Annotated in this window: 26 protein-coding genes and 1 tRNA gene; 11 read left to right on the top strand and 16 right to left on the bottom strand. The window is 69.2% G+C overall.

Annotated elements, in window-relative coordinates; all coding sequences use genetic code 11:
* Positions 1–909, top strand: a complete 909-nt coding sequence (locus ACX80F_RS14440; RefSeq protein ID WP_459337094.1) for an HNH endonuclease — start codon at positions 1–3, stop codon at positions 907–909.
* Between the two features lie 48 nt (positions 910–957).
* On the opposite strand, the gene ACX80F_RS14435 is transcribed toward ACX80F_RS14440, so the two are convergent.
* Positions 958–1,242: a hypothetical protein gene (locus tag ACX80F_RS14435; protein ID WP_459337093.1), complete on the bottom strand. Its 285-nt coding sequence runs from the start codon at positions 1,240–1,242 to the stop codon at positions 958–960.
* 28 nt (positions 1,243–1,270) lie between these two features.
* On the opposite strand from ACX80F_RS14435, the gene ACX80F_RS14430 reads away from it, so the two are divergent.
* The gene (locus ACX80F_RS14430) at positions 1,271–1,690 is read left to right on the top strand and encodes a hypothetical protein (RefSeq protein ID WP_459337092.1); all 420 of its coding nucleotides are present in this window, start codon (positions 1,271–1,273) and stop codon (positions 1,688–1,690) included.
* A 205-nt stretch (positions 1,691–1,895) separates the two neighbouring features.
* Here ACX80F_RS14430 and ACX80F_RS14425 read toward each other — a convergent pair whose 3' ends face one another.
* Together ACX80F_RS14425 and ACX80F_RS14420 are read right to left on the bottom strand one after the other, a co-directional pair.
* A complete protein-coding gene (locus tag ACX80F_RS14425; protein ID WP_459337091.1) occupies positions 1,896–2,393 on the bottom strand; it encodes a hotdog fold thioesterase in 498 nt (165 codons plus the stop codon).
* Between the two features lie 177 nt (positions 2,394–2,570).
* Positions 2,571–3,311 carry a class I SAM-dependent methyltransferase gene (locus tag ACX80F_RS14420; RefSeq protein WP_459337090.1) on the bottom strand — a complete coding sequence of 247 codons (741 nt, stop codon included), beginning with the start codon at positions 3,309–3,311 and terminating at the stop codon, positions 2,571–2,573.
* A 404-nt stretch (positions 3,312–3,715) separates the two neighbouring features.
* Between ACX80F_RS14420 and ACX80F_RS14415 the strand changes: the two genes are divergently transcribed.
* The 6 genes from ACX80F_RS14415 (at position 3,716) to ACX80F_RS14390 (ending at position 7,678) form a co-directional block, all read left to right on the top strand.
* Complete coding sequence (locus ACX80F_RS14415) at positions 3,716–4,075, top strand: phosphotransferase family protein (protein WP_459337089.1); 360 nt, start codon at positions 3,716–3,718, stop codon at positions 4,073–4,075.
* Between the two features lie 48 nt (positions 4,076–4,123).
* Positions 4,124–5,095: a phosphotransferase gene (locus tag ACX80F_RS14410; protein WP_459337088.1), complete on the top strand. Its 972-nt coding sequence runs from the start codon at positions 4,124–4,126 to the stop codon at positions 5,093–5,095.
* A 5-nt stretch (positions 5,096–5,100) separates the two neighbouring features.
* Complete coding sequence (locus tag ACX80F_RS14405; RefSeq protein WP_459337087.1) at positions 5,101–5,265, top strand: hypothetical protein; 165 nt, start codon at positions 5,101–5,103, stop codon at positions 5,263–5,265.
* A 9-nt stretch (positions 5,266–5,274) separates the two neighbouring features.
* Positions 5,275–5,655 carry a P-loop NTPase family protein gene (locus tag ACX80F_RS14400; protein ID WP_459337086.1) on the top strand — a complete coding sequence of 127 codons (381 nt, stop codon included), beginning with the start codon at positions 5,275–5,277 and terminating at the stop codon, positions 5,653–5,655.
* Positions 5,656–5,788: 133 nt separating this feature from the next.
* Positions 5,789–6,193 (top strand): hypothetical protein, encoded by a 405-nt coding sequence (locus tag ACX80F_RS14395; protein ID WP_459337085.1) that lies wholly within the window; start codon positions 5,789–5,791, stop codon positions 6,191–6,193.
* A gap of 54 nt (positions 6,194–6,247) precedes the next feature.
* Entirely contained in the window at positions 6,248–7,678 is a 1,431-nt protein-coding gene (locus ACX80F_RS14390; protein ID WP_459337084.1) for a pyridoxal phosphate-dependent decarboxylase family protein, read from the top strand.
* A gap of 13 nt (positions 7,679–7,691) precedes the next feature.
* Here the strand turns inward: ACX80F_RS14390 and ACX80F_RS14385 are convergent, their stop codons facing one another.
* The 12 genes from ACX80F_RS14385 to rplU form a co-directional block, all read right to left on the bottom strand.
* Positions 7,692–9,311, bottom strand: a complete 1,620-nt coding sequence (locus ACX80F_RS14385) for an FG-GAP-like repeat-containing protein (RefSeq protein WP_459337083.1) — start codon at positions 9,309–9,311, stop codon at positions 7,692–7,694.
* Between the two features lie 415 nt (positions 9,312–9,726).
* Positions 9,727–9,799 (bottom strand) — tRNA-Ala (locus tag ACX80F_RS14380).
* Between the two features lie 95 nt (positions 9,800–9,894).
* On the bottom strand, positions 9,895–10,575 hold the full coding sequence (locus ACX80F_RS14375; RefSeq protein ID WP_459337082.1) for a histidine phosphatase family protein: 681 nt from the start codon (positions 10,573–10,575) through the stop codon (positions 9,895–9,897).
* Positions 10,572–10,982 (bottom strand): ribosome silencing factor, encoded by a 411-nt coding sequence (gene rsfS, locus ACX80F_RS14370; RefSeq protein ID WP_459337081.1) that lies wholly within the window; start codon positions 10,980–10,982, stop codon positions 10,572–10,574. Before rsfS ends, ACX80F_RS14375 begins: the two co-directional genes overlap by 4 nt.
* A gap of 27 nt (positions 10,983–11,009) precedes the next feature.
* Entirely contained in the window at positions 11,010–11,816 is an 807-nt protein-coding gene (locus ACX80F_RS14365; protein WP_459337080.1) for a hypothetical protein, read from the bottom strand.
* A gap of 105 nt (positions 11,817–11,921) precedes the next feature.
* Positions 11,922–12,572, bottom strand: a complete 651-nt coding sequence (gene nadD / locus ACX80F_RS14360; protein WP_459337128.1) for a nicotinate-nucleotide adenylyltransferase — start codon at positions 12,570–12,572, stop codon at positions 11,922–11,924.
* A gap of 92 nt (positions 12,573–12,664) precedes the next feature.
* Positions 12,665–12,901, bottom strand: a complete 237-nt coding sequence (locus ACX80F_RS14355; RefSeq protein WP_459337079.1) for a hypothetical protein — start codon at positions 12,899–12,901, stop codon at positions 12,665–12,667.
* A 106-nt stretch (positions 12,902–13,007) separates the two neighbouring features.
* Positions 13,008–14,324: a glutamate-5-semialdehyde dehydrogenase gene (locus tag ACX80F_RS14350; protein ID WP_459337078.1), complete on the bottom strand. Its 1,317-nt coding sequence runs from the start codon at positions 14,322–14,324 to the stop codon at positions 13,008–13,010.
* A 47-nt stretch (positions 14,325–14,371) separates the two neighbouring features.
* A complete protein-coding gene (gene proB, locus ACX80F_RS14345) occupies positions 14,372–15,529 on the bottom strand; it encodes a glutamate 5-kinase (protein WP_459337077.1) in 1,158 nt (385 codons plus the stop codon).
* A 6-nt stretch (positions 15,530–15,535) separates the two neighbouring features.
* Positions 15,536–17,119: a GTPase ObgE gene (gene obgE, locus ACX80F_RS14340; RefSeq protein ID WP_459337076.1), complete on the bottom strand. Its 1,584-nt coding sequence runs from the start codon at positions 17,117–17,119 to the stop codon at positions 15,536–15,538.
* Between the two features lie 114 nt (positions 17,120–17,233).
* Positions 17,234–17,494, bottom strand: a complete 261-nt coding sequence (gene rpmA / locus ACX80F_RS14335) for a 50S ribosomal protein L27 (RefSeq protein ID WP_028280075.1) — start codon at positions 17,492–17,494, stop codon at positions 17,234–17,236.
* Positions 17,495–17,551: 57 nt separating this feature from the next.
* Positions 17,552–17,860 (bottom strand): 50S ribosomal protein L21, encoded by a 309-nt coding sequence (rplU, locus tag ACX80F_RS14330; protein ID WP_087073581.1) that lies wholly within the window; start codon positions 17,858–17,860, stop codon positions 17,552–17,554.
* A gap of 591 nt (positions 17,861–18,451) precedes the next feature.
* Here rplU and ACX80F_RS14325 point away from each other — a divergent pair.
* The 3 genes from ACX80F_RS14325 to ACX80F_RS14315 are packed head-to-tail and all read left to right on the top strand — an operon-like array spanning position 18,452 to position 20,181.
* On the top strand, positions 18,452–19,579 hold the full coding sequence (locus ACX80F_RS14325; RefSeq protein WP_459337075.1) for a GTP-binding protein: 1,128 nt from the start codon (positions 18,452–18,454) through the stop codon (positions 19,577–19,579).
* The gene (ykgO, locus tag ACX80F_RS14320; RefSeq protein ID WP_459337074.1) at positions 19,576–19,698 is read left to right on the top strand and encodes a type B 50S ribosomal protein L36; all 123 of its coding nucleotides are present in this window, start codon (positions 19,576–19,578) and stop codon (positions 19,696–19,698) included. The genes ACX80F_RS14325 and ykgO overlap by 4 nt, the downstream gene beginning before the upstream one ends.
* A gap of 12 nt (positions 19,699–19,710) precedes the next feature.
* Positions 19,711–20,181, top strand: a complete 471-nt coding sequence (locus ACX80F_RS14315; RefSeq protein WP_459337073.1) for a hypothetical protein — start codon at positions 19,711–19,713, stop codon at positions 20,179–20,181.
* Positions 20,182–20,315: 134 nt separating this feature from the next.
* On the opposite strand, the gene ACX80F_RS14310 is transcribed toward ACX80F_RS14315, so the two are convergent.
* Positions 20,316–23,867, bottom strand: coding sequence for an Rne/Rng family ribonuclease (locus tag ACX80F_RS14310; RefSeq protein WP_459337072.1), 3,552 nt, complete (start codon positions 23,865–23,867; stop codon positions 20,316–20,318).
* Between the last annotated feature and the right edge of the window lie 267 nt (positions 23,868–24,134).

Genomic DNA, 24,134 nt, shown 5'->3' with positions numbered 1-24,134 from the left:
ATGGCGGCAGTGATCATTCCCTGGAACCCGGGCGGACCCCAGTGGGACGGCCCGTTCGCCGCCGCCGTCGACGCCGTGCGGCGTCACGGCGTCGTCCGCCAACGCTGGGTCCTCCCTGCGCACCTCACGTCCCCGCACTCCACCTCCTGGCACGCGGGCTCTCCGTGTGCCGCGGAGCGCGGCATGGAGGTGTGGCTGGTGATCCTCACGGGTCCGCCTGCCGGCCAGGGCCTCATCGGCCACGGCGTTCTCGCCGTCGTCGGCGCGTCGGGCCCGGGGGATGAGCCCACGACGCCGGTGGACATCGACTTCGATGCCCTCCTCCCCCACGGCGATCAGCTGGCATTGCCGCGGCTCGTCGACCGGGTGCAGGGCGTGCTGGCCGCGGCCGTCGGGCCGGTCGTGATCGACGGCACGGACGAAGCCGCCCTCCGCGCTGCGTGGCGGGAGGCCTACGCCCCGGACGCCGGGTCGGTCGAGCCGGTCCCGGGATCGCTGCCGCCAGCGGCCGGGAAGCGGGTGCAGGTCGACCGGTTCGAGCGCGACCCGGATGTGCGGAGGACCGTCGTCGCCCATCTGGGTGCCTCCTGCCACGCATGCGGCCTCGATTTCGAGCAGAGGTACGGGCTCGACGGCGGCGATCTGGTCCAGGTGCACCACATCACCCCGCCGGAGTACGTCGACGCCGACTACGACGCGGATCCGCTCGTGGACCTCGTGCCGCTCTGCCCCACGTGCCACGTGGTCGCCCACAGCCGCTGGCCCCGCCCCTACGGGGTCGGAGAACTGCGGGAGATGCTCGCCCGGAGCGGCTTCCTGCGCGGGACAGCGCTGACCGACGAGCAGCTCGCCGCGGAGGCGGGAGCGATACGCATCCTCGATGCGTCGTCGGGGCCGGACGATTCCTGACGCTCCCCGGCGCCCCTGACCGCCCTGTCGGGATGCCCTCCGTTCCGGCTAGGAAGCGACGACGTCGATGCCCGCGAAGCGCTTTGCCGCTTCGAACTCGGGCCCGCCCCTCCCCTGATCCGCAGGGTAGGTCAGAATGCCGTAGGCACCCGGCGGAAGATCCGACGCGACCGTGATGGAGAAGCTGTAGTTCCCGGCGGCGTCGGCGATGGCCGTCTGCTCGTGCATCACCCAGCCGTCGCTCTGATCGATCCCGAAGTTGATGGAGACCGGCTGGCCGGGCTCATAACCGCTGTCCGTGATCGTGAACGAAGCGCCCTGTGCGACAGTCACCCTCACCACGCCCCATTCGGGGTTGGGCGTGACGCAGACGACCTCGGTCGGCGACGGCTCGGGGACGCTGATCGGCGTTGGGGCCGGAGCGGCCGGTGCTGGAGCCGGAGCAGCTGGTGCGGCCGGTGCTGGAGCCGGAGCAGCCGGAGCGGCCGGTGCTGGAGCCGGAGCAGCTGGTGCGGCCGGCGGCGCCGGCTCCATGGAAGGCGTAATGGAGGGGGTCGCGGAAGGTGCCGCGGACGGTGGCGCGGAGGGAGTCCTGGACGGCGTGGCGGAGGCCGTTGCCGGCGATTCCGCGGACGCGCTGGGCGACGACGACGCAGTCGAGGCGGTGGGCTCGGGAGCCGCTGCAGGTTCGTCGGCGGGGCCGGCGCATCCTACGAGCAGCACGGCGACGGAAGCGAGGGCGACGACAGAAGGCAGTCTTGGCATTGTCGGAGGTTCCTGAGGCAGAAGCGGCATGGGTGACGAGGAATCGCCCGGCAAGAACCCTGCACTGCGTTATCCCCCACGGCGGACATTACCTTCGCATGCATTCTCCGAATATGCCCACGGGGCAAAGTGCTTGAATTGTTATGAGCGACGGCCCGACCGCTTGGTGCAGACTCGCACCATTACCGAATTGCGATCGCCGCTGTGCTGCGCACCGCGTACTACTCGCTGCGGTAGTTGGGGTTAGGAATGGTGCGTGAGCGTCCGCGCAGTTCGGCAAGGATTTCGTCGGGGCCGTCGGCGGTTTCCTGACTGACGCGAATGTCGAAAAGTCCGCTTCTGCCCGCCCGGCTGACAAGGATGGCACTGGCGGTCACTGTCCGTCCTGCAAATCCAGGATTGATGAAATTGACGTCCAACCCGGACGCCACGGTGACGGTGCTGCCGTCGCCGTTCGGATCATTGCAGGCAAGCGCGAACGCAACATCGGCGAAGGCAGTCACCATACCGCCTTGGGCGACGCCGAAGCCGTTGAGCATCTCTTCGCGCAGTTGCATGCGGATCAGCACATCACCGAAGTCTGCGCGCACAACCTCCACGCCCAGCCACTCGGCGGCCCGGTCGTCCGCGAAGGCGGGGTGTACCGGGGCCGCACTGATGGTCGGTATGGCGGTGTCCGGCGTCCCTGTGGCCGTGGACGTGCGCTGGATGTTCGTCATTTCGGTCCTGTCCACGTACTTGTCGATCGTTCACCACATAAGCCGAATGTGTGACTGCGGTCAACGTCGACGCTTGTCTTCTCCTGTCTACTCCTTCAATGCCTTTCGCAGTGATGCAGCGTTCGCGGTCAGCCAGCTCTCCCCCCGTGGCAGCTTGTCCTTCACCCCTTCGTCCCATCACGCGCGGGCAACAACGAGCCATCCCCGGCCGGGGGCGTACGGCAGTTCGCGGACCTCGGTCTCGACGAAGCCTGCCTCCGACAAGGACCATTCCAGCGCCTCCTGGGAGCGGAACCGCAGGGTCGACGTGGAGTCGATGCGCTCACCGTCGGCCAGGAAGATGGTCGGGGACTCGAACGTGACGAGCTCCCCATCGACCGTCGTCACTTGTACCCAATTCTCCACCGGCCCCTCACCCTCGACGTCCATGACCTGATGAGTGAGTTCCTTGGTCCACCGTTCCCAGCCCCGGTCAGCGGGCACGCGGCTCTCGAACGCCACGTAGCCGCCAGGTCGCAAGCAGGCGCGGATGGCTCGCAGGTTCGCGAGCCATGCCTCGTCGTCGAGGAACACCTGAGCGACGTTCGCAGTCATCGTGACAAGGTCGTACTGCTCACGGTGAGCGGGTAGTGCGGCCACATCCAGGGCGATTGCCACCAGCCAGGTCACGCGGTCGGCGCCGGCCTTCGTCCGGGCGACGGCGACCGATGCTGCGGCAGGATCGACCCCGACCACGCGGAGGCTACGTTCCGTAGCAAGGCGGCAGCAGAAGGTCCCTGTGCCGCACCCCACGTCCAGGACCGCCGTCGCCCCGAACTCGTCGACGAGGTCCATGTAGGTATCCAGGTCACGCCGGTCGGGATCCAGAGGGTCATAGACGCGGGCAACCCGGGGATGATCGAAGAGAGGATCTGGCATCCCACAGACGGTACTCCACGCTGCGCGCGATGCGGCAAGGATGCACCTGCAACAAATGGCGGACTGCGGATCACGCAGTACGTATCGCGCGGCAGGACAGCGCTTTGTCCGCGTTGGACAATGCGGGGCTCGCGCTTCGAATTCCGCGGCTCATTCGAACCACCACGGGTGGCGAATGGTCGGCGATGGCCTGCACCGTCGTCCGCGGCATTCATCGGGACGACGTTTCCTGGGTGGATGTCCGCCACCATTTCGCACGCATCCTCGACAGTCTTCGGAGAACCCGGATCACAGATCTTGACTTGCCCCCAGTGAGAGCGTGGTGCGGTGGCCCGTCGTGGCCGCAGATCGTCGACAGGATCACCACGGACTAGAACAACAGACAGCGGGCGACGGCGCGACACGTGGTCAGCGATGTTCTCAGTCTGGAACAAGCCGTCACCCCGTCCCTGGTGCACGGCGATTTCGGCGGACACAACCTCCTGTGGGACGAATCCGGGGCTCCGGGCCTCATCGACTTCGACAACGCCTGCATCGCAGACCCCGCCGTCGACCTGGCCCCGCTGATCGGCGCCTACGGCGCGGCGAAGGTCGTTGAGATTACGGACAAGGACACACTCGAGCGGGCGAAGTCCTATCGAGCGTCCCTTCCGCTGCAGGTAGCGGCTGCCGCCTTCCTCGGACACGATCAGGACCTCCGGGCACACGCACTGCACAATTTCACCCAACGCCTTGCAGCCGGGACACTGCACACCCCTGATTGACGACCACCTGAAGGACGGTCGCTCTCTGCACCGGATACCGTCGCTTGCATGGGAATGCATGACGATCAGCTGTATATCGACGAGGACATCGCCCGTCGGCTGATCGTCGACCAGTTCCCCCGCTGGCGTGCCGAACCCGTGCGATATCTCAATACACACGGGACGGTGAATGCCATCGTCCGCATCGGCACCAGCTTTGCGGCACGCTTCCCTCTCCGCGCGGCTGATCCGGACGAGACGTGCGCCCAGATCTCCCGCGAAGCCGACGCAATGCGTGAACTGGCCGCGCACTGTCCCTTCCCGTCGCCGACGCCTCTTGCGGTCGGAGCTCCGGGCGCCGGCTATCCGCTGCCGTGGTCCGTGCAGACCTGGCTGCCCGGAGCCGCTGCGACGCCCGAAGGATCCGCCGATTCGGACCGCTTCGCTCGCGATCTGGCCCTCCTGATCCAGTCGCTTCGCGCCGCTGGCACCCGGGGCAGAACCTTCTCGGGCTCCGGCCGGGGCGGAGACCTGAAGGACTCCGATCAGTGGTTGGAGGTCTGTTTCCGTGAATCCGAAGGATTATTACCGGTTGGTCGGCTTCGGGATCTGTGGGCGGTCTTCCGACGGCTTCCGGCGGGTACCTCGACAGCGATGACTCACGGGGACTTGATTCCGGGCAACATGCTGGTCGACGGAGATCGATTGATCGGTGTCCTGGATGGCGGAGCTTTCGCCGCCGCTGATCCGGCGCTGGATCTCGTGGCCGGTTGGCACCTGCTCGACCGCCGACGGCGACAACTCCTGCGTGATGATCTGGCGATCGATGATCGTGAATGGTGGCGCGGAGCCGCATGGGCATTCCAACAGGCAATGGGATTGGTCTGGTACTACCGGGAGACGAATCCTGCGATGAGTGACCTCGGTCGAATTACTCTCGCTCGCATCACCGGCGACCCCGATTTCTCTTCGCATGCCCTCGCCAGCACACGAATCCTCTGGCCGGGGGCCCTTCGACGACCTCCCGGAGAGTTACGGTAAGACCCATGACAGCGGCACCGGCGCAACGGGTTCTCTTCCATGGCGTGACCGGCAGCGGGAAATCCTCAGCCGCCCGCGCCTATGCCGCCGTCGCCGGTGTTCCAGAATTCTCAGCCGACGACGATGTCGGGTGGCTCCCGGGGTGGACCGGCCGGCCCATCGAGGACTAATACCGGATCGTGGCCGGCATCGCCGCCGGGGACCGGTGGGTCCTCGACAGCGCCTACTCGGCCTGGCGGGACATCATTCTCGCCCGCACCGAACTCGTCGTGTTCCTCGACTACCCCAGGTTGCTGTCCCTCGGACGCCTCACCCGCCGCACCGTCCGCCGGATCGTCAGCAGGACCCCGGTGTGTAACGGCAACACCGAAACCCTGCGCCGCGCCCTCGCGAAGGACTCCATCATCGGCTGGCACTTCAGGACCTTCACCAGCAAACGGGCGGCGATTGGGAGGATCACGGCCGATCCATCGATGCCACGGGTCCTGTCCTTCCAGAGCCCCCGCGAGCTCGCTGGGTGGCTGGCGGCTGGCGCCCCCGCACCGCCTCTGGATCGCTGAACACCCAAAATCGACTCTGACGCTGATGGGCAAAGGCTGGGGCGCCGGTCCCTCGAGGAGGGCCAGCCGGTCCGTACGGGATATCGAGGGGGCTGGGGCCGCTAGGCTTTCAGAAGCCGACGGAAGGGGCAGCATGCCGCACTCACGCGCTGACGAGGCCCGGGCCATCATCATGGAAGCCGCCCGCAGCATCATGGTCCATACTGCCCGGCGGCAGGAGCTGATCACCTACGAGGAGCTCAGTCGGCACATCCGCGAAGACACCGGGACAGAACCGTTCGACGTCGCCCTGAATACTGAACGCGAGGCCATCGGCGCACTCCTCGCCGACGTCGTGAAGGACGATCTCCTGCACAGCCGCTTCATGCTCTCATCCGTCGCACTGCTCTCGGACGTGGAACGGGAGCCGGGCAGCGAGTTCTACCTGCTCGCCGAGCACCTCGGCCATCTCGAGTCAGGCGCCTCTCCGGAGCGGAAGTACAGCTTCTGGGTCGAGCAGCTGAAGCTGACCCACGACCACTACAGGCGCCGCATCTAGAACCTCGTCCATCGAGCCCTGCCCCCTGCGGGACCGCGGGCGTAGCATGCCGCTATGTCAGCACCTGAGGAAGACTACAGAAGTGCCCTGACCGCGGCGTTCGGTCACGCCCGCCGGTGGCTGGACAGCCAAGACCAGCGGCGCGTCGGTCCGAGCCGGACCGCCGCCGACCTCGAGGCGGACTTCGGCGGCCGCCTGCCCCAGGCGGGAACCCCGGCGACCGCTGTGGTCGACTACCTGGCCGCGAAGGCGGAACCCGGACTGATGGCCATCCCCTCCGGACGCTTCTTCGGCTGGGTCATGGGTGGCACGCTCCCCGCAGCCCTGGCTGCCGATTGGCTGGTCAGCGCGTGGGACCAGAATACGGGACTGCGCTTCGCGACCCCCGCCGCCGCGGCCATCGAGGAGGCCGCCGGCAGATGGTTGCTGGATCTCCTGAAGCTGCCTCCGAAGTCCGATGTCGGTTTCGCGACGGGCGCCACGATGGCCAACTTCACGGGCCTGGCCGCGGCTCGGTGGCGGCTGATGGCCGACGCCGGCTGGAACTCGGACTCCGAGGGTCTCACCGGTGGGCCACGGATCCACACGTTCGTGGGCAAGGAGCGCCACGACACCATCGACCTGGGGCTCCGCTACCTGGGCCTGGGCCGACCCACGGTGGTCCCGGTCGACCGGCAGGGCCGCATCGACCCCATGGAACTGGACCGCGCTCTGGACCTCGTCTCCACCCCCGCACGGAGCGGGGGTGTCGGCAGATCGGGCCGCGCGCCGATGCTGGTCTGCCTGCAGGCCGGGAACCTGCATTCCGGTGCCTTCGACCCCTTCACGGAAGCGATCGCCGTCGCCAAAGCGCACGGCGCCTGGGTCCACGTGGATGGTGCCTTCGGATTGTGGGCCACCGCCGTTCCGGAACTCGCGGCACTGACCGCAGGTGTGGAGGGAGCGGACTCGTGGGGTACCGACGCACACAAGACACTGAACGTCCCCTACGACTGTGGGATCGCGGTGGTCCGGGACACAGTCGCGCTGCGTGCGGCCATGGGCGTGCATACGAGCTACCTGATCCAGGACGTGGACGGCCTGGCGGACCCTTTCGAGACTGTTCCCGAACTGTCACGGCGTGCCCGTGGCGTCCCCGTGTGGGCGGCGCTGAAATCGCTGGGTCGGGACGGCGTCGCGCATCAGGTCCGGACGCTGGTGCTCCACGCCCAGCAACTCGCCGAGCGACTGGCCGTTATGGATGGCGTGGAGGTGCTCAACGACGTTTCATACACGCAGGTCTCGCTGGCGTTCGGCGACGACTCCACCACGCGGGCGGTGACGGCCCGGCTCATTGCAGACGGTCGGGTATGGATGTCCGGTTCGCGATGGCAGGATCGGGAGATCCTGCGGATCTCGGTGAGCAACTGGAGCACGGACGACGCCGACACGACAGTCGCCGTCGACGCGGTACGCGACGCCCTGGCGGCCGTCCGGGGATCCTGACAAGGGCCGAACCTCAGAAGATCGCGTTGATGCCGTTCCACCCCGTGCCGATCTGCACCCGGGACAGCCATCCACCGGAGCCGCTCCCCCGATAGAGCCACAGATCGCCCCGGACGTCCCGCGCGACGACGTCGGCGGTGCGGTCACCGTTGAGGTCACCCGGACCCATCACAGCGGTCATGGCGTTCCAGCCGCTGCCGATCCGTACACGCGGTAACCATCCGCCTCTGCCGGTGCCGGGGTACAGCCACCTGTAGCCGGTCGCGGCTTCGCGGGCGAGGACGTCCACCTGTCCGTCTCCGTTGAAATCCCCGGGCCCCACGATGGAATTGAAGGCATTCCAGCCACTGCCCACGCGCACTCGCGGCAGCCATCCGCCCCGACCGTTCCCCGGGTACAGCCACATGTAGCCGGTCGCCGACTCACGGGCGAGGACATCGACGAACTGGTCACCGTTGAAATCACCAGGCCCCACGATCGAACTGAAGCCGTTCCAGCCGCTGCCGATCCGTACCCGCGGCAACCACCCGCCGGCGCCGTTGCCCCGATACAGCCACATATATCCGGTCGCCGCTTCACGGGCCAGCACATCGGCTTTCCCGTCGCCCTCGAAGTCCCCCGGCGTTTCGAGCACGCTCATGGATGACCAACCCACCCCGATGCGCACGCCGGGCCACACTCCGCCGTCTCCCTTCCCGCGATACAGCCGGAGGTCTCCTGTCGCGGTGACGCGGGCAAGGAGGTCCGCGTTCCAGTCGCTGTCGAAGTCGGCGGTAGACCGGGAGAGGGTCGAGGCCGGGATGGCCAGCGGCGTGAAGGCGTAGGGTTCGCACGTCAGGTCGTAGTCCCGTGTGTCGTCATACCACTGGGAGATGTACACCCGCCCGCCGGAGAAGCTGGGTTGCCGGCACCGATCCAGCGCCTCGTTCGGGTAATCGAGCCTCCCGGCAGTGGCCCACACCGGCACCCCGGACAAGCGCCACGACCCGGTGATCTCAGCCCACCCCGATGCATAGGAGTACAGCCCGTAGGAGAATCCCGCGTCACGGAGTCCGCGCATCATCCCTTCGATGATGAGCCGGTTGTCCCGCTGCTGGGCGGCGGTGCTCGTCGGCCAGGGTTGAGCGGGCCGCGGTTCGACATCGATCCATACGACCGGCGGACGAAAGCCGATCCTGGTCATGCTGGCAACGGCGAACTGTGCTTCGGCGTAGCGCACGTTGGAGAGCTGAGCGGCCCGGGTGGTGGCGGCCCACGGCCCCCGGGAACCGTAGCTGCTGAGCTGCGCTGCGGTCGGATACGCGGCCATCGCGTAACCGTGGGTCTTCTTGTTGTTGGTCCTCGTCCATGCGACCTGGCTCGCCAGGCACGGGTTCTCGGTGAACGGCAGGCCCTTCGTCAGCCCGATGATGACGAACTGGGTGGACACCGGCGGCAGCGGGAGGCCGAATCCGCCGACGGACGTGGGGCATTGCGGCCAGGAGATGTCGTGCCCATACAGGGGTGCGGCCTGAGCGGGCGGGGCAACGGTGACGAACCCGAACAGGAGGGCGAGTGATGTCCCAACCGCCAGAACCATCCGCCGGAGCGTGCTACCGATCATGATGACCACCTCATCGAAGGTGGTCATCATAGCGCCGATCACTGGTTCTGAACCGGGCCGATGGTCACCAGAAAGCCGGGAGACGCGGGTGCCCTCCCCCGCGTGAAGGTGACGTCGCCCGTTCCCGCTGCCGGGCCGGCTGATTGTTCGACGGGTAGAGCCCGAAATCCGGAACGCTGCTCCCTGCCGTCGCATGACGCAGGCCACGACCACGAATGAGCCGACCCGAGGGAAGGACGAGGTCTCCGGGGTCCGAAGCACGCCAACCGTCCACGATCCTCAATTTATCGGTGGGTGCACGCGACAATCCCCCAGAAGAACCGGATTGATTCTCACCTCACGCTCCCCGGGAAGTCGTCGGTGCAGGCGGAGGACGATGTACATCAGCCGGGCAACAAAAAACCGCTGGATCGGGGTGTTTACCCTGTGATCCAGCGGTTCGTTGTGGAGCTAAGGGGATTCGAACCCCTGACCCCCTGCATGCCATGCAGGTGCGCTACCAGCTGCGCCATAGCCCCGAGACTGCACTGCATCGTCCGGGCAAACCGGCCGAAGCAACTCATTCAGTCTAGTGAATTCCGGCGGCTTCGCCAAATCGGCTCCCCGCACCTGTTCAGCCCTCCAGCGGTTCCTCGGGGAGGGAACCCAGACCCACATTGTGCTCGGTCAACTGCCATGAGAACAGGGCTCCGGCCCTGTCCACCACCTCGTGCACTTCGGACCAGTGGCAGTTCGACAGCCCCGCGAGGGCGCCCCAGCGCTCAGGCGGCAATCCCATCAGGGCCGCCAGCGCCGCCCTGATGGACCCGCCGTGGCTGACGACGACGAGCGTCTCGGCGGGACCGATCCGCTCCACGGCCTCCGTCACAGTCACGAGCATGCGTTCACCGACGTCGATCCGGTTCTCGGCACCGCCTGCACGCACCTCGGGGTCGCCGCCCCGCCAGGAGGCATTGTCGTCGGGGTACTGCTCGTCGATCTCGGCGAAGGACAGGCCCTGCCAGGAGCCGGCATCCGTCTCACGCAGGCGCTCGTCGTAGACGATCGGCAGCCCCGTGAGCTCCCCGAGCGCCCGGGCCGTATCAGCAGCCCGGCGCAGGTCCGAGGAGACGATCAACGACGGTGCCTTCAGCGCCAGCACCTCGGCCGCCAACACGGCCTGCTCACGCCCGGTCTCGTCCAGGTCGATGTCCTCCTGGCCCTGGAAGAGGCCGGCATGGTTCCACTCGGTGCGACCATGCCGCCAGAAGACGATGCGTCGGGCCGCGGGATGGGCGTGGGGGTTCCGCGTCACTCCGGGACGACGTCGGACGCCGCGACCTGCGGTGAGCTCTGCAGCGCATCCCCGAGCTCGAGGTCCACGGAAGGGCAGTCCTTCCACAGCCGATCGAGGGCGTAGAACACACGGTCTTCCTCGTGCTGCACATGGACGATGACCTGGGCGTAGTCCAGGAGGACCCAGCGGCCCTCACTGCGGCCTTCACGGCGCACGGGCTTCAGGCCCTGCTTGGAGAGTTCCTCCTCGATCCCGTCGACGATCGCGTTGACCTGCCGCTCACTCGGCGCGGAGGCGATCACGAAGATGTCCGTGATCGCGAGCCTGTCACTGACGTCGATGGCGACGATATCCTGGGCGATCTTGTCCGCTGCGGCATGTGCCGCGGTGCGTGCAATGCCAATGGACTGTTCGGTAGCGCTCACTGATCTCCTTGTGTGTGGCCAGCAATTTCACCCATTGAGGGAGCTGACTGTCATCATTATCCCGGTCGTGAGCGCGGTCGCGCCCACAACGAGCACCGCATACTGCAGATACCGCATGCGCCGCAGCCGTCCGAGGCCCGCGGTCATCGCGTCGAGGGGGTCCAGACCGAAGGCATTACGCGCTCCGACCGGCTCGGTGCCCGCGTCCGGGGCCGCGCCCTCCCTTGGTTCCTTCCTCCGCGCGGGCAGGACGACGGCGATGGACGACGTCCTCGGCGCCCGCAGGACGGACTGCCCGGTGCCCGGCACCCGAACCATGTCGGGTGGAGCGATGATCGACAGGTTGTGGGCCGTCGTCGGGTCGTCCGCCACGGGCAGCGGCTCGGGCGGACGCTGCTGATCCTGCTCCGGTTGCCTCTGGGCACGGAGCGCACGCGAAGTCAGGGCGGCTGCGCGCGCAGCCAGCGCCTTCTGCTGCGCGAGCACGGTGGGGTCGACCGTCAGGGAGTCCTTCGTCCCGGCCGCCCGGAGATCCGCCAGGTGCTGCGCCGCGTCATCCGCGATCGACTGGCGGGCGGCAGGGGCCTCCTCGACGCTCATGTCCTCCGCAGGGAGGGCCGCGCCCTGGCGACGACGGCGATCCCGGCGCCCGCCGGGCAGCGGCGGCCTGACGGTGCCCGTTCGCTGGTCAGTCGCCGGGGTGGGTTGCGATTCCGGCGCCGCTGCGCCCCCCTCGACCCGCTGCAACCGCAACTGGCGGCGCGTCGGGGTCTCCAACCGCCCCTGAGCGCCGTCGTGCACGCCGACGTCCATCGAACTGTTCCCCGCTGCCATGTCCGGCCCCCTTCGACCCGGCACGGCCCGCTGTATGGGACCCGGTGATCCGTGCGCTGTCATTCGTCCTGCTCGATGCTGACGTGATGCTGATGTAACCGTAGGTCAGTGGACGGAGCTCGGGCTTTCCCGGTGCCGTTGTTCCGTGGGTGGGACGGGCTCGTCCCCCTGCTGCGACGCCGTCCGCGTCCCGGGCTGCCGGACCCCCCGGTAGAGGCGGTGCTTCGCGATGTACTGGACCACGCCGTCGGGCACCAGGTACCAGACCGGGTTCCCGTCACCGACCCGGTGCCGGCAGTCCGTACTCGAGATCGCCATCGCGGGCACCTCCATCAGGCTGACATCGCGGCCTCGCCCGTCGAGTTCGTGCCCGGGCCGCGTCACCCCGATGAAGTGGGCGAGGGACCACAGCTCGTCGGCGTTCTTCCAGGTCAGGATCTGGGCCATGGCATCGGCGCCGGTGATGAAGAACAGCTGCGTGTCGGGCCGCTCCGCCTTGAGGTCGCGCAGGGTATCGATCGTGAACGTGGGGCCCGGCCGGTCGATGTCGACGCGGCTCACGGTGAAGCTCGGATTCGACGCCGTCGCGATCACCGTCATCAGGTAGCGGTGCTCGGCGGCGGTCACGTCCTTGTCGGCCTTCTGCCAGGGCTGGCCCGTGGGGACGAAGACCACCTCGTCAAGGTCGAATACGGACGCCACCTCGCTCGCGGCCACCAGGTGCCCGTGGTGGATGGGATCGAACGTTCCGCCCATCACCCCGAGGCGCCAGGGCGATCCGTCGTGGTGCCGCTGCCTCACGCCGCCCATGACGTCCCGCTCGGAAGTATCTGCTGCCACCTGGACCGCTACAGCCGGTTCGCTTCGCCGTGGTCGTGCTTGTTGGTGTGCTGCTTGTGGGGGTCCAGGTGCTCCTCGACGGCCTCGTGGCGGTTCCGCACGTTGGAGAACGACACGGTGACGATCATCAGGGTGAGCAGGATCCCCATGACGATCAGGCCGTACGTGAGCGGAGACATGGGCAGTTCGGTGTGGTGTTCCACGCCTTCGGTGGCCAGCAATGCGCTGCCGAGCGAATAGAGCATCGTCAATCCTCTGTCGATTCAGGGTCCGCCGGTCCGCTGCGGACCGGCGCGGTCATCACGTTCCATGGTACGCGTAACGGGAGGTCGCCTCCCCCGCCGGGGGTCGTCAGCGGCGGACGTGCCCTGCCCCCTGAACGATCCACTTGGTAGTGGTGAGCTCGGCCAGACCCATCGGACCCCGGGCGTGCATCTTCTGGGTCGAGATGCCCACCTCGGCGCCCAGGCCCAGCTCACCACCGTCCACGAACCGCGTGGAGGCGTTGACCAGGACAGCCGCGGAATCGACGCCGGCCACGAACTCCTCGGACGAGGCGAGGTTGTTGGTGATGATCGCCTCGCTGTGGCCGGTGCTCCACCGGCGGATGTGCTGCAGCGCATCGTCGACGCTGTCCACCGTGCGCACGGCGAGGTCGAGCTGCATGTATTCGCGCCCCCAGTCGTCGTCCGTCGCCGGCGGCGCCTCCGTGCCGGCCGGAAGGAAACCGCGGGCACGCTCGTCCACGTGCAGCGTGACGCCGGCGCGGACGAGCGCTGCGAGGACCTCGGGCGCGGCCGCCGATCGGGCGTGCACGAGGAGGGTCTCGACGGTGTTGCAGACGCTGGGACGCTGCGTCTTGGCGTTGAGCAGGATGTCCACCGCCATCTCCTCGTCGGCGCTCTCGTCGAGCAGGATGTGTACGTTGCCCTCCCCCGTCTCGATCACGGGGACCCGTGCCGTCGTCACGACGGACTGGATCAGCTCCCGACCGCCGCGCGGGATCAGGACGTCCACCCGGCCGCGGGCCTTCATCAGCACCTGGGCGCCCTCCCGCCCGAACTCGTCGATGCTGAGGACGGCGTCGTCGGGCAGCCCGTGGTCCTCGAGGGTGTCGCGGATGATCCCGACGAGCGCCGCGTTGGTGGCCGCGGCAGCACTGCCGCCGCGCAGGATCACGGCGTTGCCGCTCTTCAGGGCCAGGCCGGCGATATCCACGGTCACGTTGGGACGGGCCTCGTAGATCGCGGCGACGACGCCGAGGGGAACGCGGACCTGGCTCATCCGGAGTCCGTTGGGCAGGGTCTCCGCGCGGACGGCGGTGCCCACGGGATCCGGCAGGGCGGCGAGCTGCGCCAGTGCTTCGGCAAGCTTGCCGACGCGCTCGGCGTCGAGGCTCAGGCGGTCCAGGAGATAAGCGGAGGTCCCGGCCGCGCGGCCGCGTTCGACGTCGGTCCGGTTGGCGGCGAGTACGAGGTCCCGCCGGCTGACGAGCGCCTCGGCGATCGCCAGGAGCACGCGGTCCTTGCGGGCCCGGGTGGCGCGGGCGAGGATGCGCGACGCCTCACGGGAGCGGTCGGCGATGGCGTGGACGGCGTCGGTGAGCTGCTCGGGGGACAGCGCAGCGGCGTCGGTCCTTTCGGTGGGCTCGGCCTGCAGGTCGGTCATTCCTCCAGTCTAGCGAGAAGCCGCCCCGGCAGCCGAGGACAGGCAGTTCATGACGCGGGCGCCGCCTGGAGCACCACGAGGTCGTTCACGTGCACCACCGAGCGCTCGTACTCGGCGCCGAACTCCTGTGCGAGATCGTGGGTGGACCGGCCGAGCATGCGGGGCAGTTCGTCCGAGCTGTAATTCACCAGGCCGCGCGCCACCACGGTGCCGTCGCTGCCCACGAGCTGGACCGGGTCGCCCGCCTCGAACACGCCGTCCACATCCACGACGCCCGCGGCCAGGAGGGACCGCCGCCGCTCCCCCACGGCGCGCACCGCACCGTCGTCGAGCACGAGCGTGCCCAGGACCCGGGCGAGGTGGGCGAGCCAGAGCAGCCGGATCGGCTGGCGCTTGCCGGTGGCCGTGAACCAGGTCCCGACGTCGTCGCCGCGCAGTGCGGCGGCCGCGTTCGCGGTCGACGTGACCAGCGCGGGGATCCCCGAGGATGCGGCGATCGTCGCGGCCTCGACCTTGGTGACCATTCCTCCGGTACCGACGCCGGCCCGGCCGGTGCGCCCGATGGTGACGCCGTCGAGGTCGGCGGGTGACCCGATGTGCGGGATGCGGCTGGCGCCGGCACTCGGCGGCCCGTCGTAGAGTGCGTCCACGTCGGACAGCAGGATGAGCGCCTCCGCCTTGACGAGGTGCGCCACGAGCGCCGCAAGGCGGTCGTTGTCCCCGAAACGGATCTCATGGCTTGCGACGGTGTCGTTCTCGTTGACGATGGGGATCACGCCGAAGTTCAGCAGCCGCTCCATCGCGCGGTGCGCGTTGGCGTAGTGGGACCGCCGGATGAGGTCGTCCGCGGTCAGCAGGATCTGGCTCACGGTCACGCCGTGCGCCGCGAAGGCCTGGGAGTACTTGGCCATCAGCAGGCCCTGCCCCACGCTCGCCGCGGCCTGCTGTGCCGACAGCTGCGACGGCCGGCGTGCCAGTCCCAGGGGTGCGAGTCCGGCGGCGATCGCGCCGGAGGACACGAGGATGATCTCGGTGCCGGCGGTGCGCCGCTCCGCGAGGACGTCGGCGAGCCGTACGAGGGCCTCACCAGAGATGCCGCCGGAGACCGAGGTCAGTGACGACGAGCCGACTTTGACGACGATCCGGCCCGCCGCAGCGAGCCCCTCGCGGGACGCGAGGGGCTGCCGGGAGTGGTCCACGGCCACGGGGGTCTAGTCCTCGGTCTCGGCGTCCGCGCCCTTCTGGGCGGAGGCAGCCTGCTTCCGGTTCTGCACGGACTCGGTCCAGACGCCCGCCTTGCGGTCGGCCTCGAGCTCGGCGCGGGCCGCAGCCTTCGCGTCCTTGCGCTCCTGGTACTCCTCGCGCTTCTGCTCGCGCGTGGGTCGCACGTACTCGGCGAGGCGCAGGTCGGACCCGCGCGGGCCGGCGAGCAGTTCCGCGCCGCCCATCATGGTCGGCTCCCAGTCGAAGACGACGCCGTCGCCCTCGCCGATCACCACGGTGTCGCCGGGCTTCGCGCCCGTCTTGAAGAGCTGCTCCTCCACACCGAGCTTGGCGAGGCGGTCCGCGAGGAAGCCGACCGCCTCGTCGTTCGTGAAGTCCGTCTGCTTGACCCAGCGCTCGGGCTTCTCGCCGAGGACGCGGAAGAGAGGCAGGGCATCCTTCTCCTCGTGGCGGATCCTGAACGATGCGGCATTGACGCCGCGGGGGCGCAGCACGGGGGCTTCGACCCGCGGCGGGGCGGTGGCCACCGCCTTGCGGGCGTTCTCGACGATCTCCGCCATGGCGAACCCGAGCTGACGCAGGCCCTCATGGCTGGAGGCGGACACCTCGAAGACGCGGTAGCCGCGCGCCTCGAGCTCGGGGCGGACGAAGCCGGCCATGTCCTTGCCGTCGGGCACGTCCACCTTGTTGAGCGCGATCAGGCGTGGACGCTCGTTCAGGGGGACGACGTCGCCGTCGGGTCCGGCGAAGCTCATGTCGACGGCGTACTTGTCCAGTTCGCCTTCGATGATCGCGAGGTCGTTGAGCGGGTCGCGGTCGGTCTCGAGCGCGGCGCAGTCGAGCACGTGCACCAGGGCGGCGCATCGCTCCACATGGCGGAGGAAGTGGTGACCGAGGCCCTTGCCCTCGCTCGCACCCTCGATGAGGCCGGGGACGTCCGCGATGGTGAAGCGCGTGGACCCGGCTTCGACGACGCCGAGGTTGGGCACGAGGGTGGTGAAGGGGTAGTCCGCGATCTTCGGGCGGGCGGCAGACATGGCGGCGATGAGGCTGGACTTCCCGGCCGAGGGGAAGCCGACGAGGGCGATGTCCGCGATGGACTTGAGCTCCAGGACGACGTCACGCTCGTCCCCGGGGATGCCGAGCAGCGCGAAGCCGGGGGCCTTCCGCTTCTGGGAGGACAGGGCGGCATTGCCGAGTCCGCCCTGGCCGCCGGCCGCAGCGACGAACTCGGTGCCCTCGCCCACGAGGTCGGCGAGCACTTCGCCGTCCTTCGTCTTGACGACGGTGCCGTCCGGGACGGACAGGATCAGGGTCTCGCCGCTCTTGCCGCCCCTCCAGTCGCCCATCCCGTTGCCGCCGTTCGTGGCGTGCCGGTGGGGTGCGTGGTGGAAGTCGAGGAGAGTCGTGGTCTGGTGGTCCACGCGGAGGATGACATCGCCGCCGTCGCCGCCGTTGCCGCCGTCGGGCCCGCCGAGGGGCTTGAACTTCTCGCGGTGGACGGAAACGCAGCCGTGGCCACCGGTGCCGCCGGATACGTGCAGGACTACGCGGTCAACGAAGCTCGCCACGTTGATCTCCTTCTACAAATGCTTCACTGTGCCGAGTCTAATCGGCTTAAAGAAAGGTGGGGCGAGCCGTAGAGGCTCACCCCACCCGAAATGCCTGGTGTACCGTGCGCAGAATTACTCTGCTGCGGCGCCCACGATGTTGACGACCTTGCGTCCGCGGCGCGTGCCGAACTCCACGGCACCTGCCTCGAGTGCGAAGAGGGTGTCGTCGCCGCCGCGGCCGACATTGGCGCCCGGGTGGAAGTGGGTGCCGCGCTGGCGGACGATGATCTCGCCGGCCTTGACGACCTGGCCACCGAAGCGCTTCACGCCGAGGTACTGGGCGTTGGAGTCGCGGCCGTTGCGAGTGGAGCTTGCGCCCTTTTTATGTGCCATGGGTTATGCCTGCCTTCGCTGGAATGTTCTACGGAACCGATCGATAGCCCGAAGGGACTACGCGATACCTGTGATTTTTACGCGGGTCAGTTCCGAACGGTGACCCTGGCGCTTCTTGTAGCCGGTCTTGTTCTTGAACTTCTGGATGACAATCTTCGGTCCACGAAGATTCTCGACGATCTCGGCAGTGACGGTGACCTTTGCGAGGTCCTCCGCTGCGGAGGTGATCTTGGCGCCGTCTACCAGAAGGAGGGCGGGGAGCTTGAACGTGCTTCCAGCCTGACCGGTGACGCGGTCAAGGGTAACGAGGTCTCCTACAGAAACCTTTTCTTGGCGGCCGCCTGCGCGGACAATCGCGTACACCACTTGGGAACTCACTTCTCTCGACAATCTTGACTTCTGATGAAAAAACTAGGGTGCGCCTCGACAGCAATCCTGAGGTTGCTCTGCGCGCCTGCCCCGCTCCGTGTCCATGACACCGAACCCTGGGGCCACTGGCGTCGTCAGGATCTGACGGGTCAGAGCCCTGGCGGATACCCACGGACATGCCGGTTAACAGGCGGATGCACCGAGGGTCAAGATTACGGCAGTACCTCCTCTTCCCGCAAATCAGCGGTTGGTCGATCGACGTGCAGCTCCCGCCCCGGTGTGACGCGCCTCCCCCGGATTCGCCGCATGCGTCAGTAGGCAGAACCGCCGATCTCCTCGATACGCCCGCAGCGTCGGCAGGCTCGAGCAGTGCAGATCGCTGCCGGGTTGCTCGTCATCGGGTGCCCCCTCCGGGTCACCGCTCATCCGCCGTCCCGGGACAGGAGCCGGCCGTGCCGCTGCGGGCGAGAAAGGGGCGGGACACGGCCAGGACGGCGTGGAGGGCGAAGGCGAGGCTTGTGCCGATCCGGGTCCGCGCGACCGGCGTTCCGTTGCGTTTATGAGAATCGTTCTCATATAGTGGACGCCATGCATCTCATCCTCGTCACGTCCCTCGATGGACTCAGCCGCAACAGCGCGGTGTTCGCCCTTGCGGGAGGCTCTGCTGGTACTCCCGTGGTCCTGCACGATCTGCTCGACGACGGCGTGGTGGCCCGTCGGGTACATGTGGGAGGCGACGTCACCGAGCGGGCGTCGATGGTCCTCGACCACGGATGCCTGAGCTGCACGGTCCGGTTCGATCTCGCGCCGACGCTCCTGCGCCTGGCCGAGGAGGGTGCCACCCGCGCGATCGTCGGGCTGCCGCCCGGAACCACGGCCGAGAACGCGATCGACGGACTCGGCACCGTCGCACCGCGGGCGTTCACCGTGGAGACCGTGGCCCTGGCTGTCCGGCCGGAGGACGTGGAGGACCAGCTGTGGGACCAGCACACCCTGTTCGCCTCCGGCTACACCGCGGTACCGGAGGACTCCCGCACACCGGGCGAGTTCCTGATCGGCGAACTCCTCTTCGCCGACACCGTCCTCCCCACCACGAGTGAGCTTCTTCCGGAGGATCCGACCCTGCGCAGTCGGGGCCTGCAGCTCGTCGGCGAACTCGCGCCCCACGCCATCGTCGTGGCAACCTCCCGCGCGGCCGCCCCGCCCGGCATGCCCGATGCCGGACGCCCGAGAGCAGGAAACCTCGATGCGCTGGGAGTCCACGACGACGCGATGGCGCGTGCCCGCAGCCTGCCCGGCATAGTGCAGACCCCTGCGACGACGTCGGCCGAGTTCCGCACCGTGCAGTGCCGGGTAGCCCGCCCGCTGCATCCGGAACGGTTCCGCACCGCCCTGGGCGCCATCTCCGAGGGGTGCTGTTTCGTCCGGGGCAACGTCTGGATCGCGGGCGTGGATGCCCGCGTCGCGGTCCAGGGAGTGGGCCCGCGGATCTCCCTGATCGACGGCGGCGCCTGGAGTGCCGATGCGCGGCACGGTCAATGGAGCAGGGGTACGCACCTGGCCCTCACCGGCGACGAGCTGGACGACGACGACATCATGACCCTGCTGGAAGCCTGCGCCCTCACCGACGAGGAACTGCTCGTCATGGGCGCAGGCACTCCGGCCCCGACGACCCGGAACACGACCCGCACCACCCACCCCGAAGGAGCACCATGAAGGTCCGCAATTCCCTCCGAGCCCTCAAGAAAGTCCCGGGCGCGCAGATCGTCCGGCGACGCGGCAGGACATTCGTCATCAGCAAGAAGAATCCCCGCATGAAGGCCCGGCAGGGTTAGGGCGGTGATGACGTGACGCCCGAACGCGAGGAGCGCCCCGGGCCTGGCAGTGAGCGCCGGCCCGCATCCCGTCCCCCACCTAACACCAGCCACCACGGTGCGCCCGAGGAGCCGGCCGGCGTCGTCGTCGCACTGTGCCGTGGCCACCGGTGCGCCGCCCTCACCAAGGCATCCGGCGACGGCGGTCTCGCCGAGTGCGTCGCCCGTTCCTCCGGAGGCGTGCTCGTCGCCGCGCCGTGCATGCAGCAATGTGCCCAGGGGGCGGTCGCGGCCGTCGCACTCCGCACGACCGACAGCGACCTGACCGGTCCGGTGCTCTGGCTCGGCGGTGTCGATGCCGCGGGTCACCTGGCGTCACTCAGCCGATGGATCGATGAGTGGACACCGACCGCCGATACGGGGCGGGTGCTGCCCGCCGAGCTGCGGAGCACGCTTCTCGGGGTCGGCCCGCCGGTCCGCCTCCGCACGCACGCGGAAACCTGACCGAGGCGCACGGCGTCATGCGCTGCCCGACATGCGCGCCTTCCCGTTCGCGGCCCCCGGGCAGACGAAAGGGCCGGAGTCCTTTGCGGACTCCGGCCCTTTCCGGTCGGACGGTCCTGCCGCCCGGGTGATCCCTACAGCTCGGAGGCGGGCACTCCGACGCCGAAGATCAGCGGCTCGGCGGCGGGAGTCTCCGGCTTCACCGTCGGCGCCGTGGCCTTCGCCATGTGCCTCGATCCGGCCGGCTCGACGGCGGGTTCCGCACCCTGCGTCTCGATGGCCGTATCCGCTGCGCCCTGAGCGCTGCGGGCCACTCGGCGCCGCGGACGCGCCGCGCGGGCGGTGCCACCGGCGGGAGGCGCGGCGACCGCCGCCCGTGGGGCGCCCGCCGGTTCGACGGTTCCAGCGGCCGCCGGTTCCGTGGGGGGCGTCTCCGCGGGCGCCGGGTCGGTCGGCTCGCGCCCGTCGACGGATTCCGCGCCGGCAGGCCTCCGGTTGAAGGCCTCGCTCAGACTGTCGAGGGTCAGGCGCGTGGCCGGGGCCTCGACGTCCTCCTGGACGGCCGGTCGGCGACCTTCGGCGCGGGGCAGGGTGACCGTCTCACCGTTGATCGTCAGGACAGCCTCCGTCACCTGGACCTCCGGCTCGGGGACGTCCTGCCGGGACGGCTCCTCGTGGGCGTGGTGGGTCGCGGCGGCGATGCTCGCCAGGGCAGCGCGGGCGGCCTCGGCCTTCGCGGCGCGGTCGGGGCTCTCGACCACGGGCGCCGGGACCTGCGCGGGGGCCTCGTCCTGCTGCCCCCCGCGGCCACGGTTGCGCTTGCGCTCGTTCCTGGACGGCTTGTCCTGGCGCGGCTGCTGCTGGTTCTCACCGGTGGTGGAGCGGCGGTGTTCCACGGGCTCCATGTAGGTGACGACGCCGCGTCCAGCACAGTGCTCACAGTCCTCGCCGAAGACCTCGAGCAGGCCCGTGCCCATGCGCTTGCGCGTCATCTGGACGAGGCCCAGCGAGGTGACCTCGGCGACCTGGTGCTTGGTGCGGTCACGTCCGAGGCACTCCACGAGGCGCCGCAGGACGAGGTCGCGGTTGGCCTCGAGCACCATGTCGATGAAGTCGATGACGATGATGCCGCCGATGTCCCGCAGGCGCAACTGGCGGACCACCTCTTCGGCGGCCTCGAGATTGTTCTTGGTGACGGTCTCCTCCAGGTTGCCGCCGCTGCCGGTGAACTTCCCGGTGTTGACGTCGACGACCGTCATGGCCTCGGTACGGTCGATCACGAGGGACCCGCCGGAGGGCAGGAAGACCTTGCGCTCCAGGGCCTTCGAGATCTGCTCGTCGATGCGGGACGCCGCGAAGATGTCCTCTTCGCCGGTCCACTTCTCCAGCCTGCCCACGAGGTCCGGCGCCACGTACATGACGTACGCCTCGATGGTGTCCCATGCGTCCTCACCCGAGACGACGAGTTTGGAGAAGTCCTCGTTGAAGACGTCGCGAACCACCTTGATGGTCAGGTCCGGCTCGCCGTACAGCAGTTCGGGTGCGAGGGTCTTGGTCGAGCCGGCCTTGCGCTCGATCTCCTCCCACTGCGCGCGGAGGCGGTTGATGTCGTGGGTCAGCTCCTCCTCGCTGGCACCCTCGGCCGCGGTGCGGACGATGACGCCCGCGCTCTCCGGGAGGCGATCCTTGAGGATGCGCTTGAGCCGGTTCCGCTCGACGTCGGGCAGCTTGCGCGAGATGCCCGTCATTGACCCGCCTGGGACGTACACGAGGTAGCGGCCGGGCAGGGAGATCTGGCTCGTGAGCCGGGCGCCCTTGTGTCCCACCGGGTCCTTCGTGACCTGGACGAGAACGGGATCTCCGGACTTCAGGGCGAGCTCGATGCGGCGCGGCTGGCCGTCGAGGCCCGCGGCGTCCCAGTTGACCTCACCGGCGTAGAGCACGGCGTTGCGGCCGCGTCCGATGTCGACGAAGGCTGCCTCCATGCTCGGCAGCACGTTCTGCACCTTGCCGACGTACACGTTGCCGATCAGCGAGTCCTGCTGCGTCCGGGAGACGAAGTGCTCCGCGAGCATCCCGTCCTCGAGCACGCCGATCTGGATCCTGTCGTCCGACTGGCGGACGATCATCTGGCGGTCGACCGACTCGCGGCGCGCGAGGAACTCCGCCTCCGTGATGACCTGGCGGCGGCGGCCGGTGTCGCGGGACTCGCGGCGGCGCTGCTTCTTCGCCTCGAGGCGCGTCGATCCGCGCACGCTGGTCACGCGGTCGGAGACGGGCTCGCTGGCCTGGCGCGGCGCACGGACGCGGGTGACGGTGTTGGGCGGGTCGTCGTCCTCGCCGCCCGTGAGTTCGAGATCCTGGTCTCCGCGACGGCGGCGACGGCGGCGGCGCGACGTGACGCTGGCGCCCTCCTCGGGTCCGTTCCCGTTGGGGCGGTCCTCCGAGTCCTGTCCGTCAGCGTCCTCGGTGCCGGACTCGGTCTGGCCCGCATCAGCCCGGCTGCGGCCCCTGCTGCGACGGCTGCGGCGCGAGCGGCGGCCGGATTCCTCGGACTCGCCCTCTTCCGCCTCCGCGTCCTCGCGCGGCGGCGCGACCTTCACGGAGGGCACGGACACCGTGGTGAGATCCGGCGCATGGAACAGGAGGGACAGCGGCGACTCCGGGATGGAGAACGGGTCGAGGCGGCCGCCGTCGGTGGGCTCCTCCGACTCCGTGGCGTCCGCGGCGTCGACGCCCTCGGCGGCGTCCGCTGCGTTCCCGGCCTCGGTGGCAGCGGGGGCACCGTCCGCGGCGGTGGCAGCCCCGGCGGCAGGGGCGTCCCCTGCCGGCCCGTCCTGCTCCGCGGGCTCCGCGGCGCGGCGGCTGCGGCTCCTGCCGGAGGCGCGGCGGGTACGGCTCGGCTTCTCCTCGACGGCGGCCTCGGCGGCTGCATCCGCCCCGACAGCCGGTTCCTCGGTGCTCTCGACAGGGCTCTCGACAGGGCTCTCGACAGGGCTCTCGACAGGGCTCTGGCCGGTGCTCCCGGCAGTGCTCTCGGCGGGTCGCGCGGGTCCGGCGTCGGCGCTGGCAGCCCGACGGCGGGTGCGGGGCGCCCGCGCGGGGGCGGCGGGAGCGTCAGCAGGGGTGCCGGCGGGGGTGTCGGTGGGGGCCGCGGCGTCGGGCGATCCGGTACCTGCGGCCTGCGTCCCGGCACCCGCCGGTTCGGTCACGGCGGGCTCCGCCGGCATGTCGGCGGTCGGCGCTGCTGCGGGCTCGACGGCGACCGCGCGGGCGGGTCCTGCCTCGGCGCTGGCAGCCCGGCGGCGGGTGCGGGGTGCGCGGGCCGGTGCGGCGGGGGCGTCGTCGGACCCTGCCGGCGTCGCCTCTGCGGCGTCCGCAGCGCTGTCGCCGGCGGTCTGATCGGTCACGACGACCGGCTTGCGCACGCGCGTCGCCCTCTTGCGGATCGGCGCGGCGGTTTCCTCGGGCGTATCGGCGGCAGCAGTGATGGGGGCATCGGCCCCGCCGGTTGCCGCGGCGTCGGGCGCCGCCTGCGGCGCCGTGGGTGGCGCTCCGGCCGGGGCACTCGCCGTGCGGCGCTTCCTCGGGGTCTTCGCCGGTGCGGCCGGGGCACCGGGGTCCTGCACGGAGGCGGATGCTTCCGCTGCTGCCTGGTCGTTCGTCTGCTGTTCTGACTGATCCATGAGGTGCTCGCTCCAGGCCCCTGCGGCACCGGCCACATTCCAGCGCCCTCGGGGGCGGTATGTCGGCCGGCTGCGGGCCTTTCGCCCGGCGGCCGGCCGGAAGTCGATGTCATGTCGTCCGAGGTCGCACCGTCATGGGGGTGCTGAATCACTCGACGACCAGTGGCGCTTTTCCAACTCGACCGTCGCGGTGGACGGTGGGTCCCGCCGGCGGATTCCGCCTACTTCCGCCGACGGGCGGACTCGGTAGGACGGGAGCATCGCTTG

It is taken from the genome of Arthrobacter sp. TMS2-4, from assembly GCF_054511075.1.
The sequence above is the reverse complement of the archived record's forward strand: the minus strand, read 5'-3'. Positions and strand labels throughout refer to the sequence as shown.

What these genes read in the sequence shown, in the direction of transcription:
- ACX80F_RS14325 (WP_459337075.1), top strand. Translation starts at nt 18,452, where the DNA reads ATGCATCTCATCCTCGTCACGTCCCTCGATGGACTCAGCCGCAACAGC.
- ACX80F_RS14440 (WP_459337094.1), top strand. Translation starts at nt 1, where the DNA reads ATGGCGGCAGTGATCATTCCCTGGAACCCGGGCGGACCCCAGTGGGAC.
- ACX80F_RS14410 (WP_459337088.1), top strand. Translation starts at nt 4,124, where the DNA reads ATGGGAATGCATGACGATCAGCTGTATATCGACGAGGACATCGCCCGT.
- ACX80F_RS14390 (WP_459337084.1), top strand. Translation starts at nt 6,248, where the DNA reads ATGTCAGCACCTGAGGAAGACTACAGAAGTGCCCTGACCGCGGCGTTC.
- ACX80F_RS14425 (WP_459337091.1), bottom strand. Translation starts at nt 2,393, where the DNA reads ATGACGAACATCCAGCGCACGTCCACGGCCACAGGGACGCCGGACACC.
- rpmA (WP_028280075.1), bottom strand. Translation starts at nt 17,494, where the DNA reads ATGGCACATAAAAAGGGCGCAAGCTCCACTCGCAACGGCCGCGACTCC.
- ACX80F_RS14420 (WP_459337090.1), bottom strand. Translation starts at nt 3,311, where the DNA reads ATGCCAGATCCTCTCTTCGATCATCCCCGGGTTGCCCGCGTCTATGAC.
- ACX80F_RS14350 (WP_459337078.1), bottom strand. Translation starts at nt 14,324, where the DNA reads ATGACCGACCTGCAGGCCGAGCCCACCGAAAGGACCGACGCCGCTGCG.
- ACX80F_RS14385 (WP_459337083.1), bottom strand. Translation starts at nt 9,311, where the DNA reads ATGATGACCACCTTCGATGAGGTGGTCATCATGATCGGTAGCACGCTC.
- nadD (WP_459337128.1), bottom strand. Translation starts at nt 12,572, where the DNA reads ATGGGCGGAACGTTCGATCCCATCCACCACGGGCACCTGGTGGCCGCG.
- ACX80F_RS14405 (WP_459337087.1), top strand. Translation starts at nt 5,101, where the DNA reads ATGACAGCGGCACCGGCGCAACGGGTTCTCTTCCATGGCGTGACCGGC.
- ACX80F_RS14365 (WP_459337080.1), bottom strand. Translation starts at nt 11,816, where the DNA reads ATGGCAGCGGGGAACAGTTCGATGGACGTCGGCGTGCACGACGGCGCT.
- ACX80F_RS14310 (WP_459337072.1), bottom strand. Translation starts at nt 23,867, where the DNA reads ATGGATCAGTCAGAACAGCAGACGAACGACCAGGCAGCAGCGGAAGCA.
- ykgO (WP_459337074.1), top strand. Translation starts at nt 19,576, where the DNA reads ATGAAGGTCCGCAATTCCCTCCGAGCCCTCAAGAAAGTCCCGGGCGCG.
- ACX80F_RS14395 (WP_459337085.1), top strand. Translation starts at nt 5,789, where the DNA reads ATGCCGCACTCACGCGCTGACGAGGCCCGGGCCATCATCATGGAAGCC.
- ACX80F_RS14355 (WP_459337079.1), bottom strand. Translation starts at nt 12,901, where the DNA reads ATGCTCTATTCGCTCGGCAGCGCATTGCTGGCCACCGAAGGCGTGGAA.